The following is an 11,923-nucleotide window of genomic DNA, read 5'->3' on the forward strand; positions in this document are numbered from 1 at the left end:
CCACCCTGGAGTCCGAGAAGACGGTACGCAGTCCTCCACGCACCTGCCCCCCGGGGCGATAGACCCTTTTCGCGCGCCCATTCGTTTCAGGAGGCAGACACAGGAGACCGTCCGCCATGGGCCCGCACGCCGCCGTCTTCCCCTTCCCCACCCTGAATGACCTGTACGCCCATCACCGGCCCCGGGCCCTGGCCATCGCCCGGCGCATCGTGGGGGACACCGATGACGCGGAGGACGTGGTGCAGGACGTGTTCTTGCGGCTGTCGCGCCAGCCGCCGGGACTGGACGGCCGGGCGACGTGGACGACGTGGCTGCACCGGGTGATGGTCAACAGCAGCATCAACTGGCTGCGCGCGCGCCGGCGCCGGGAGCGGCTGACGCACGCGCCCCAGGAGACGGTGTCGCCGGAAGCGCACGCCATGGGCGAACAGATGCAGCGCCACTTCCACGAAGCGCTGGAGGAGGTGAACCCCCAGCAGCGGCAGGTGCTCTACCTGCGCGAGGTGCGCGGCCTGGGCTCCGCGGAGATCGCCCGGCTGCTGCGCATCCCGGAGGGCACGGTGAAGAGCGCCCTGCACCGGGGCCGCCAGCGCGCCCTCACCGTGATGGAGGAGCGCGGCCAGCGACCGTGAGCGCTACTCGTCGCCCTTGCTGCCGACGAACTGGTCCGTCTTCTCCTTGAAGAGGACGTTGAAGCTGGTGAGCGAGCCGTACACGCGGGTGATGTAGCTCTGCATCTCCACCTTCTCCGCCTCGGAGAGCTTGGGGTGGGCGTTGAGCTTCTGCTCCAGCACGCGCAGCCGGTCGCGCACCATCGTGACCTTGTGGAACAGGTTGTCGATGGGCAGGTCCTTCGCCTGGAGCTCCGGGTTGCCTGGCACGAGTCGCACCGTGCCGCCCTCCCACTTGGCGGCGAGCGGCGGCTCACTGATGCCGGACGCCTCCCGGAAGATGTCCATCAGCTCTTCGCGCGTCATGTTCAGCCCTTCCAGGTCCACCACGTCGTTGGGGTCCGCGCGCCGGCGCACCACCACGGGCGCCACGCTGCGAGCCGTGCGGCCTCGCGTGCTGCTCTGAGCGACAGGAAGCGGGGCCGCGGAGCCCTTGGGCGCGTACTTGTCACAGATGGGGGCGGAGGGCGGGAACATGCCGCGCGAGTTGTGCATGCGGCACGGCCCCACCCATCCCCGGTGATCCACGGAGTGCGGACTCCACAGCTTGCAGTTGCCGCACACCCGTTCCTCGGGACGGAAGGTGGGAAGCGCTGGCGACCCCTCTCCCGCGTCCGACATGTCAGCGCGCCTCCTTCACCACGGGCGGGCTCTTGCGGATGTTGAGCTCCCGCAGCAGCGCGTCCGCGTTCTCGACCTGGTCGAGGTTCCACAGCAGATAGCGCACGTCCACGTTGACGTTCCGGGCCACGTCCGGATTGTAGCCGAAGTCGTTCGCGACGTTCTCCCACACGCGGTCGAAGTTCACGCCCACCAGCTCCCCCTTGCCGTTCACCGTGGGGCTGCCGGAGTTGCCGCCCGTGGTGTCCGCGTCCGACAGGAAGTCCACCGGCACGTCCTTGAGCTTCGGGTCCACCCACGGGCCGAACTTCTTCGCCTCCGCGGTGGCGCGCACCTTGGGGGGCGCGTTGAAGGGCTCCTCACCGGTGTGCTTCTGGAGCATGCCCGTCAGCGTCGTCTGCGGCAGGTACACCGCGCCGTCGCGCGGCGTGTAGCCCTGCACCTTACCGAACGACACGCGCAGCGTGCTGTTGGCGTCCGGGGCAATGGGCTTGCCCGCCTGCGCCATCACCGCCGCGCGCCACGCCGGCCGCAGCCGCGACGCCGCGCCCTGGCGACGGTCGCGGGTGTCCTCCAGCGCCGCCTGGTCCTTCGCCAGGTCCATTCCGAACGCGAGCAGCGGATCCTTGCGCGCGGCCAGCTGCGCCGGCGTCTCGGCCGCCATCTTCAGGCGCTCCACCAGCGTGAGGACCTTGGTGCCCGCGTAGAGCGCGTCGATCTTCGCGGTGACGTCCTTCTCCACGTAGGCCTTGCCGAAGTGGGTGTCCACGGCGCTGATGCGCTCGTCCGGCTTGAGCGCCTGCGCGCGCTTCACGAACGCGTGCAGGAGCGCCTTGTCCGCGGCGATGAAGACGTTCTTCTGGGCGCGCTCCAGGCCGTCCTTGATGCGCGGCAGCTCGCGGTCCATGTACTCCGGGCGGCGCTCCAGGTCCGGCTTCGCGCGCTCCGTGGACAGCCGGGCCAGCTTCGTCGCGAGCGAGGGCCCCAACGCCAGACGGCCGGACATGGCCAGCAGGAAGTCGCGCTCGAAGGTCTTCGCGGACGCCTGCTGTTCGGTGAGCAGCTCCTCGCGGGCCTGGAGCGCGTCGGTCCACTTCGCGCCGCCCTTCTGGGCCCAGGCGACGACGGAGGTTTCGGCGGCGCGCTGCTTCTCCACCAGTTGGCCGCGCCGCATGCCGGTGAGCTGGCCGTCCGCGTTCTTGTAGACGTTGTGCAGGCTCTTGAGCTGCGAGGCCACGGCGATCTTCCCGGCGGGGTCCTTCTCGCCCTCGGCCTCCAGCAGGGAGATGGCCTCGCCCAGCACGTCGCGGATGCGCGGGTAGTAGCGCGCCTGACGCTCCGCCATCTCGTCCGCGAGCAGCGTGCGGTAGGTCATGCCCGGGTAGCCCAGCACCATCACGAAGTCGCCCGGCTTCACACCCTCGGTGGACAGCGGGAAGAAGAACTCCGCCTTGTAGGGCACGTTCTTGTCGCTGTACGTGGCGGAGCTCCCGTCCGGCGCGGTGTACGCGCGGATGATGGAGAAGTCGCCGGTGTGGCGCGGCCAGGACCAGTTGTCCTCCTCGCCGCCGTACTCGCCCACCGCGCGGGGCGGCGCGTACACGAGCCGCACGTCCTGCAATTCCACCGCGTCCACCAGCGTGTAGTTGACGCCGCCGTCGAAGGTCGCGACCTGGCAGCGGGTGGCGGGGCGCTTCTCGCACTCGGCGACCAGCTCCTTCTGCTTGCGGTCCACGGCCTTGTAGCGCGCCAGGTCATCCGCACCTGCGGGCACCGCGGCGTTGATCTGCGCCGTCACGTCCGTGAAGGCGCGCGGCACCTGCACGCGCGATCCCTTGCCCGGGAGCTCCTCGGACGGGCTCTTCGCGAGGAAGCCGCCGGTGATGAGGTCGCGCTGGGGGGAGCTGTGCTCCTGGATGATGGAGAAGGCGCAGTGGTGGTTGGTGATGATGAGGCCGGAGGCGGAGATGAACGACCCGGAGCAGCCGCCGGTGTTCACCGTGCCCGCCAGCAGGCCGGTGCCCCTTTTGGGGTCCCACAGCTTGTTGGGAGGAAGCTTCAGGCCCTGGGCCTTGAGCCAGGCGGGGCTGAGCTCCAGCACCTGCTGGGGGGTCCACTTGCCTTCCCCGGCGAAGGCCGGGGCCGCCACGAGACAGAGGAGGAGGAGCGTCTTCTTCATGGTGTCCCCTCCCTACCCCGTCCGGTGCCTGGGCGCGACCGTTCCGGTGTCGGCGGAAGGCGTTTTCGCGGAAGATGGAACGCCCTTGGATGTTGCGGTGTCCAGGCAGGCAGGGGCGAGGGAGTCAGCGATGCGCACGGCGAGCGGAGCAACCCTGGATGTCGGTCGGCTGGCGCTGCTCGTCCTGCTCGTGGGGGCGTCCTGGTATTTCTGGTACTCGCCGGTGCTGTGGCCGGTGAAGGTGCTGGTGGTGATGATGCATGAGAGCGGGCATGCCATCGCCGCGCTGCTCGTGGGCGGTTCGGTGGACCGCGTGCACCTGCAGGTGAACGAGGGAGGCAGTTGCTTCTCGCGGCTGCCGCCGGGGGTGTTCAACCGCATCGTGGTGTCCTCGGCGGGCTACCTGGGCAGCGCGGTGGCGGGGGCGCTGTTGATGCTGGCCACGTTCCGCTTCCGGCTGGGCCGCGCGGTGATGGGGGCGGCGTCGGTGTGGCTGGGGGTGATGGGCTTCTTCTACGCGGGGGACCTGTTCACGCTGGCGTTCTGCCTGGGCATGGCGGTGGCGATGGGGCTGGGCGCGCGCTTCCTGCCATCGGGGGTGGTGGACGCGCTCAACCTGTTCCTCGCGGCGTTCACGGCGCTCTACGTCGTCTTCGACCTGCGCGACGATTTGTGGAACAGCGCGGTGCGGGCCCAGAGCGACGCGGCGATTCTCGCGAGCGAGACGTGGGTGCCGTCCATCGTGTGGGCAGCGCTGTGGACGCTGTTGTCGCTGGGCCTGCTGGCCGTGTCCGCGTACTGGGCGCTGCACGCGAAGCCCCGCGACGGAGGCGGCATGCGCATGCCGCCCGTGGCCCGCGCGCGGCGGGTGTGATGCACGACAGGATGGGACTTCGTGCGATTGTTTTCGCGGGAGCCCTGGGATGCGCCGGCCCTTCATCCACACCGCAAGGGCCCGGGGCTGTTCCCTATGGGTTCAGGGGCAATCAGGTCTGGGTCGACGGCCCCTGGGCCGACATCGAGCCGTCGCTGAACATCGATGACGTCATCGACCAGCTCTGCCCGGCGATCATGAAGCTCCCCCGCGCCACCTGGCGTGACCATGGCCAGGAGTACTGCGGGGTCATCTACTCCCTGGAGGATGGGATGTTCTACGCAAGCCAGCCCTCGCCCCTGGCTCCCACCGTCCTGGTGGGCCCTTCCAAGAGGAAGCGGTGCCAGCCACCGCTCCATGTCATGGATGACAGGGGAAGACCCATGCCCTGGGCGGATTATCACAGCCACCCCTGGGCTCCTTCCGAACTCTCCCAGGACGACCGGCGCTCCAGTCTCCAGCTCTATGACATCCGCATCCAGTTCGACACGGCCTGCACGGTGATGAAGCTGGTTCCGCATCGACACGAAGACCGTCCCGGCGAGGTCTTCGTGCGCCGTGGCAGGACCTGGGTCCTGACCGGGTATATCCAGCCGGAAGACAAGCCGTCGGGTCGTGTGACCTCGGTGAACGAGTGAGCAGGAACTCCCTGAAACGCGTTCTCGCGGCGCTGCTGCCGGTGGTCCTGCTCCCCGCGTGCGCGCTCTTCCAGCGCGCCCCCCGCCCGGTCCATGCGCCCCCGGAGGAAGCCGCCACCGTCCAGTTCCCCTCGGATCTTCCAGCCACGGGACTCCAGGAACTGTCCGGCACCGTGGCCACGGCCATCCAGCTCGCGATGGACGACTTCCGCCCTCCTGGCTCCAAGCCGCACCGGGGCGCGACGCCCACGGAGCAGTGCCTCTACCGTCGCCAGTCCTTCGACGTCCAGGCGTCGCCAGGACCGGAAGGCATCGTGTTCGTGCGCTTCCTCTTCAATCCCGACGCCTGTACCCCGGAAGAGCGGGCCATCGCCCTCGACATGGGGGCGACCTATGCCATCGACGTTCAGGGCTGGCGCATCCTCGCCATCCAGCCCTGACCCCGCGTCACTTGCGCGGCCGCATCCGGAACGCCACGAACGACGCCATGTCGGGGAAGGCGAAGTACGGGTTCTTCTGGCGCACGGCGTCCATGCCGGCCACCGGCACGTCCGCGTAGTCGTGTCCCGGGAACAGCCGCGCCGAATCCGGCACCTTCAGGAGCACCTGCGACAGCGAGCGGTACATCGCCTCCGGGTTGCTGCCCGGCAGGTCGCACCGGCCACAGCCATTGATGAACACCGTGTCCCCGGACACCAGCGCGTCCTCCGCCAGCAGGCAGTGCGACCCCGGCGTGTGCCCGGGCGTGTGCAGCGCCTGGAACGTGCGCTTGCCCACCGGCACCGGATCCCCCGCCTTGAGCGGCCGCAGCGCGTCGCCGCCCCACTTGCGCAGCTCGCGGGAGAAGGCGATCTCCTCCTCCTGCGCGTACACCGGCACGTCGTGGCGCGACAGCAGCTCCTCCAGGCCGTTGATGTGGTCGCCGTGGCAGTGGGACACGAACGCCCCCACCACCCGCTTGCCGTCCTGGGCCACCGCCGCTTCAATCTCCATCACGTCCCAGGCGGGATCCACCACCACCACCTCCGGGCCATCCGCGGGCCCCACGAGGTAGACGAAGTTGTCCATCGGTCCCAGCTTGAGCTGGCGTACGTACGGCGTGGGCATGGTTGTCCTCCGAGCGACCACTCTACGACCAAGGCTTGCCGCCCTGGGCCTGTTCCCGTTGAATGCCTCTTTTGACGCGGCGTTGCCCGCCCCGCCAGGAGGTCTCTCTTCCGTGAAGCGCCTGCCCACCCTGCTCGCCTGCTCGCTGCTCGCCAGCGCGACCGTCTCCGCCGCGGGCCGGGGGACCTCGTCGACCTTCCGCTACAAGCCCACCGGCGACGATGAGCGCCCCGTCGTCGTGGACGCCACCATCGGGCCCCAGGGCAGCGACTTCGCCATGCGGCTGAAGTTCGACAAGCTGCCGTTCGGCGAGGAGTGCAAGCAGCGCTGCGCCAACGTCACCCTCTTCCTGGACACCGACTCCAGCCCCCAGTCCGGCCTCCACCTGGCCACCAAGGGCCCGGAGAACGGCGCCGACCTGGCCGTCGTCATCCAGGGCGTGCGTGAGTACAAGCGCCAGGACGCCCCGCCCGTGCTGATGCTCCGCGTGAAGGTGCGCCAGTTGGGCACCGACGCCAGCAGCACCGACGGGGGCGAGCTGCTCGCCGACCTCAACAACCGCCAGGACCCCGAGCGCATCCAGACGGACGGCACCACCGTCTACCTGCTGGTGGACGCCACCAGCGCCCTCCTGCCCTCCGCCCGCAAGGTCCGCGTCGTCTACCACCCGCCCGGCGGCAAGGCCGTCCAGGCCACCATCCCCGGCATGCTCGGCAGCGGCTCCGGCCGGGGCGTGCAGATCTTCAAGCACGGCAGCGGCAACTGGGGACGCGCCCCGGACGCCGATCCCAAGAAGCCCCGCACGCCCGCCGCCGGCGACAACGGATAGCCGCCCGGCAGCCCTGCGGCGTCCTCGCACCCCTCGGAATTCCGAGGGGTTGGCGGCGCGTTTCAAGCAGGCAGAGGACTGCACGGACGTGCAGGAATCTCGCGTTGGAGCCGACGCAACCTCCCGAATTCGTTCTCAATGTCAGGGGGCCATGGTAGTCCCGGCCACCTGACGTTGATGGTCCAACCCGACTGGTCGTGGCGCGCAGGCAGGCCGTGCGCCGCGTCATGGGTGGGGGAGGACCCGAAAAACCCATCTGGATTTCATGACCATGCTCGCAGACGCCGATACGAAGACGCGCAAGAAGCAGGGAGGCCCGGCAGGGGGCGGAGGCAAGGGAGGCGGCGGCGCGTCTGGCGCCGGCGGTGGTGACGGCAGCATCCCGGCGGGCCTCGCCGAGGAAGCACGTCGCCGCTACCTGAACTACGCCCTGTCGGTCATCACCTCGCGCGCGCTGCCCGACGTGCGCGACGGCCTCAAGCCGGTGCAGCGCCGCATCCTCTACGGGATGTGGAACGACCTGAACCTGTCGTTCGACACCAAGTACCAGAAGTGCGCCCAGGTCGTCGGCGCCATCATGGGCCGCTACCACCCGCACGGCGACACGGCCATCTACGACGCCCTGGTCCGCATGGCCCAGGACTTCTCCCTGCGCTACCCGCTGGTGGACGGCCACGGCAACTTCGGCTCGCTCGACGGCGACTCCGCCGCCGCCTACCGCTACACCGAGTGCCGCCTGGAGAAGCTGGCCACGGAGCTGCTGGGTGAGCTGGACAGCAAGACGGTCCGCTTCCGGCCCAACTACGACGGCACCCGGGACGAGCCCGTCGTCATCCCCGCGCGCGTGCCCCAGCTGTTGATGAACGGCACCACCGGCATCGCCGTGGGCATGGCCACCAACATCCCGCCCCACCACCTGGGCGAGCTGGTGGACGCGCTGTTGGCCCTCATCGAGAACCCGGAGCTCCAGGTCAAGGACCTGCTCAAGTGGATCAAGGGCCCGGACTTCCCCACCGGCGGGCAGATCCTCAACAGCAAGCCGGAGCTGCGGGAGATCTACGAGACGGGCCAGGGCGGCGTCCGCATCCGCGGCGAATACAAGCTGGAGGAGCTCAAGCGCGGCGGCCAGATGATCGTCGTCACCTCCATCCCGTACACGGTGAACAAGTCCACCCTCGTCGCGAAGATTGGCGAGCTGGTGCGCGAGCGCAAGCTGCCGCTCATCACCGACGTGCGCGACGAGTCCACCAAGGACGTGCGCATCGTCCTGGAGCTGAAGAAGGACGCCAGCCCGGAGCTGGTGATGGCGTACCTCTACAAGCACACGCCCCTGCAGACGACCTTCGGCGTGAACCTCACCTGCCTCGTCCCGTCGGAGAACCCGGACGTCGGCACGCCCAAGCGGCTCGACCTCAAGAGCATCCTCCAGTACTTCCTGGAGTTCCGCCTGGAGATCGTCACCAAGCGCTTCGAGCACGAGCTGGCGGAGCTCAAGCGCCGCGTCCACATCCTCGAGGGCTTCGAGAAGGCCTACGACGCGCTGGACGAGATGATCCGCATCATCCGCCAGTCCGAGGGCAAGCAGGACGCGGCCCAGAAGCTGATGACCCGCTTCAAGCTGGATGAGATCCAGGTCGAAGCCATCCTGGAGATGAAGCTCTACAAGCTGGCGCGCCTGGAGATCCTGGTCGTCCAGAAGGACCTCAAGGAGAAGCGCGCGGAGATCAAGCGCATCGAGGGCATCCTCAAGGACGTGAAGAAGCGCTGGGCCGTCATCCGCGACGAGCTCACCGGCATGAAGGCGGCGTACAACGACAAGCGCCGCACGCGCATTGGCGGCGCCGGTTCGGAAGAGGTGGAGTTCTCCGCGGAGGCGTTCATCGCGGACGAGGACGCCCACGTGGTCATCACCCGCGACGGGTGGATCAAGCGCGTGCGCGAGGTGAAGGACCCCTCCACCACCCGTCTGCGTGAAGGCGACGCGGTGATGGCGGTGCTCGCGGGCAGCCTGAAGACGAACCTGGTGCTGTTCACCAACCTGGGCACCGCCTACGTCACCCGCTTCAACGACGTGCCGGCGTCCACCGGCTACGGCGACCCGGTGCAGAAGCTGTTCAAGTTCGACGACAACGAGCGCGTGGTGGGCGCCCTGTCGTTGGATCCGCGCCTGCCCCAGCCGGCGAAGCTGGTGGCGGTGACGCGGCTGGGCCTGGGCATGCGCGTGCTGCTCGCGCCGCACACGGAGGTGTCCACGCGCGCCGGCCGCCGCTACGCGAAGACGGGCGAGGGCGACGAAATCATCGGCACGCAGCCGGTGGGCGACCGCGACCTGCTCGCGGTCCTCACGGAGAAGACGAGCGCGCTCGTGTGCAAGGTGGCGGAGGTCAATGAGCTGGCCGGCCCCGGCAAGGGCGTCCAGGTCATCAAGGTGGAGCCGGGCGACCGGGTGGTGGACTTCCTCGCGGCGCCCGCCAACCAGAAGGACGCCACGCTGGAGTTCGAGACGCAGAAGGGCCGCAAGCTGCACCTGTCACCGGCGAAGTTCACGGTGACGGCGCGCGGCGGCAAGGGCCACGAGATGTCCAAGCGCGACACGGTGAAGGAGGTGGCGCGGCCCGTCACCTTCGTGCCGCTGCCGGAGAAGAAGGAGTAGCGGGAACGCCATGGCGACCAAGAAGGAAAGCTACACAGGCGCGGACATCCAGGTGCTGGAAGGCCTGGAGCCGGTGCGCAAGCGCCCGGCCATGTACATCGGTGGCACCGACACCACGGGCTACCACCACCTCTTGTGGGAGATCCTCGACAACTCGGTGGACGAGGTCATCAACGGCTACGCCACCACCGTCGAGGTCACGCTCCACAAGGGCGCCAAATCCATCACCGTCGTGGACAACGGGCGCGGCATCCCGGTGGACATGATGCCCAAGCACAAGAAGCCCGCGTTGGAGGTCATCCTCACGACGCTGCACTCGGGCGGCAAGTTCGAGCAGGGCAACTACATCCACTCCGGCGGTCTGCACGGCGTGGGCAGCTCCGTGGTGAACGCGCTCTCCAGCAAGCTGCTGGTGGAGATCAAGCGCGACGGCAAGCGCCACGCGCAGTCCTACGCGCGCGGCAAGGCCACCAGTCCGCTCAAGGTGGAGGGCCCCGCGCGCGGCACCGGCACGTCGATCACCTTCGAACCCGACGCGGAGATCTTCGGGGAGAAGCAGAAGTTCGACGCGGAGGCCGTGCGCGAGCGGCTGGAGGCGAAGAGCTACCTGCACAAGGGCATGACCGTCATCTGGAAGGATGAGACGGCCACGCCCCACACCACGGTGACGTACAAGCACGACGGCGGCATCGCCGAGTACCTCACCAAGGTCGTGTCGGAGCGGCAGAAGCCCATCGTCCCCACGGGCAGCACGCCGTTCTACTACGCGCGCGACAACGAGGTCCGGCTGGAGGTGGCGCTGGCATGGACGGAGGCCACGGACGAGCACGTGCGCTCGTACGTCAACGGCATCCCCACGGCCATGGGCGGCACGCACGAGGCGGGGTTGAGGGCGGCCATCGTCAAGGCGATGCGCAACTACATCGACACGCACGACCTGACGCCCAAGGGCGTGACGCTCACCGCGGAGGACATCCGCGAGGGCATCACCGCCATCCTTTCCGTGTACGTGGTGGAGCCCCAGTTCCAGGGCCAGACGAAGGGCCGCCTCAACAACCCGGAGACCACGGCCCAGGTGGACGGCGCCGTCCGGCCGGCCCTGGAGAAGTGGCTCAACGACAACAAGTCCATCGCGGAAGCGCTGCTGGCGCGCATCATCCTGGCCGCCCGCGCGCGTGAAGCCTCCCGCGCGGCCTCCGCCGCCATCAACCGCAAGACGGCGGTGAGCCACCGGCTCAACCTGCCCGGGAAGCTGGCGGACTGCTCGTCCACGGACCCCCAGTCCAGCGAGCTGTTCATCGTGGAAGGTGACTCCGCAGGCGGCTCCGCCAAGCAGGGCCGCGACCGGCGCACCCAGGCCATCCTCCCGTTGCGCGGCAAGGTGCTCAACGCGGAGCAGGCGTCCACCGACAAGGTGGCCACCAACAAGGAGCTCCAGGACATCGTCAGCGCGCTGGGGTGCGGCATCGGCGCGGACTTCGACATCACGAAGCTGCGCTACGGCCGCGTCTTCCTGCTGATGGACGCCGACAGCGACGGCCACCACATCGCCACGCTGCTGCTCACGTTCTTCTACCGCCACCTGCGGCCCCTCATCGAGGCGGGCGCGGTGCACATCGCCCAGCCCCCGCTGTACCGGGTGGACATCGGCAAGGAGACGTACTGGGCCCTGGACGAACCGGACCGCGACCGCATCATCCGCGAGAAGGTCCGGGGCAACGCCAAGCCCAACATCATGCGCTTCAAGGGTCTGGGTGAGATGACCGCCGACGAGCTGAAGGAGACGACGCTCGATGCGAAGAACCGCATCAGCCTGCGCGTCACCATCGACAACGCCCTGGAGACGGACCGCATCATCAACGACCTGATGGGCAAGGACGTCTCCGCGCGTTACAAGTTCATCACCGAGATGGCCGGCGAAGTGCAGGAGCTCGACGTCTGAAAAACCGGGAGTCCGGGCCCACCCCGGGACGGCATCCCCCGTCCCGGGCGAGGCATTGGTCTTCCGCCCCGCCGGTCGGCTAGCATCGCCGGCATCGTGAACTCGACCCGTCTTGCCCTGACTTTCGCGCTCGCCTGCGTGCTGAGCGCCCCCGTTGCCGACGCCGCCTCCAAGCGCAAGAGCGCCGCCAAGAAGAAGCGGCCCTCCGCCACGAAGCCCGTGCCGGCCCCCGAAGACACCTTCACCCCTCCGGACGAACCGGGCCCCACGGCGGATGCGCCGGTGGCCCCCGCGGCCCCGGCAGCGCCCGCGGCCTCTCCACCAGCTTCGCCTTCGCCCTCCAGGGGGGTACCGCCTGCGCCGCGAGCAGCGGGGCTCGTCTCGCCACGGGCGATATTCACAGCCTCGG

At 68.9% G+C, this 11,923-nt stretch carries 10 protein-coding genes; 7 read left to right on the forward strand and 3 right to left on the reverse strand.

From position 1 onward, the window contains the following. Nucleotides 1–116 precede the first annotated feature (116 nt). On the forward strand, nt 117–632 hold the full coding sequence (locus D7X74_RS14845; RefSeq protein WP_120533615.1) for an RNA polymerase sigma factor: 516 nt from the start codon (nt 117–119) through the stop codon (nt 630–632). 3 nt (nt 633–635) lie between these two features. On the opposite strand, the gene D7X74_RS14850 is transcribed toward D7X74_RS14845, so the two are convergent. Together D7X74_RS14850 and D7X74_RS14855 are read right to left on the reverse strand one after the other, a co-directional pair. After that, complete coding sequence (locus D7X74_RS14850) at nt 636–1,292, reverse strand: hypothetical protein (protein WP_120533616.1); 657 nt, start codon at nt 1,290–1,292, stop codon at nt 636–638. A 1-nt stretch (nt 1,293) separates the two neighbouring features. Further along, nucleotides 1,294–3,471 carry a S46 family peptidase gene (locus tag D7X74_RS14855; RefSeq protein ID WP_120533617.1) on the reverse strand — a complete coding sequence of 726 codons (2,178 nt, stop codon included), beginning with the start codon at nt 3,469–3,471 and terminating at the stop codon, nt 1,294–1,296. Nucleotides 3,472–3,601: 130 nt separating this feature from the next. Between D7X74_RS14855 and D7X74_RS14860 the strand changes: the two genes are divergently transcribed. Genes D7X74_RS14860 through D7X74_RS14870 form a run of 3 tightly spaced genes read left to right on the forward strand, consistent with a single transcriptional unit; the run spans nt 3,602 to nt 5,423 of the window. Further along, nucleotides 3,602–4,345 carry a M50 family metallopeptidase gene (locus D7X74_RS14860; RefSeq protein WP_120533618.1) on the forward strand — a complete coding sequence of 248 codons (744 nt, stop codon included), beginning with the start codon at nt 3,602–3,604 and terminating at the stop codon, nt 4,343–4,345. Beyond that, nucleotides 4,345–4,983: a hypothetical protein gene (locus D7X74_RS14865; protein ID WP_120533619.1), complete on the forward strand. Its 639-nt coding sequence runs from the start codon at nt 4,345–4,347 to the stop codon at nt 4,981–4,983. Before D7X74_RS14860 ends, D7X74_RS14865 begins: the two co-directional genes overlap by 1 nt. Continuing rightward, complete coding sequence (locus D7X74_RS14870; RefSeq protein WP_233595617.1) at nt 4,980–5,423, forward strand: hypothetical protein; 444 nt, start codon at nt 4,980–4,982, stop codon at nt 5,421–5,423. Before D7X74_RS14865 ends, D7X74_RS14870 begins: the two co-directional genes overlap by 4 nt. 7 nt (nt 5,424–5,430) lie before the next feature. Here D7X74_RS14870 and D7X74_RS14875 read toward each other — a convergent pair whose 3' ends face one another. After that, nucleotides 5,431–6,090: an MBL fold metallo-hydrolase gene (locus tag D7X74_RS14875; protein ID WP_120533620.1), complete on the reverse strand. Its 660-nt coding sequence runs from the start codon at nt 6,088–6,090 to the stop codon at nt 5,431–5,433. 112 nt (nt 6,091–6,202) lie between these two features. On the opposite strand from D7X74_RS14875, the gene D7X74_RS14880 reads away from it, so the two are divergent. The 3 genes from D7X74_RS14880 to D7X74_RS14890 all read left to right on the forward strand — a co-directional run bounded on the left by D7X74_RS14880 (nt 6,203) and on the right by D7X74_RS14890 (nt 11,514). Next, nucleotides 6,203–6,919 (forward strand): hypothetical protein, encoded by a 717-nt coding sequence (locus tag D7X74_RS14880; RefSeq protein ID WP_120533621.1) that lies wholly within the window; start codon nt 6,203–6,205, stop codon nt 6,917–6,919. 271 nt (nt 6,920–7,190) lie between these two features. Continuing rightward, complete coding sequence (locus D7X74_RS14885) at nt 7,191–9,572, forward strand: DNA topoisomerase (ATP-hydrolyzing) subunit A (RefSeq protein WP_199741828.1); 2,382 nt, start codon at nt 7,191–7,193, stop codon at nt 9,570–9,572. Nucleotides 9,573–9,582: 10 nt separating this feature from the next. Beyond that, nucleotides 9,583–11,514 (forward strand): type IIA DNA topoisomerase subunit B, encoded by a 1,932-nt coding sequence (locus D7X74_RS14890; protein ID WP_120533623.1) that lies wholly within the window; start codon nt 9,583–9,585, stop codon nt 11,512–11,514. Nucleotides 11,515–11,923: the final 409 nt, after the last annotated feature.

It is taken from the genome of Corallococcus sp. CA047B (assembly GCF_003612065.1).
GTDB classification, from domain to species: Bacteria; Myxococcota; Myxococcia; order Myxococcales; family Myxococcaceae; genus Corallococcus; species Corallococcus praedator.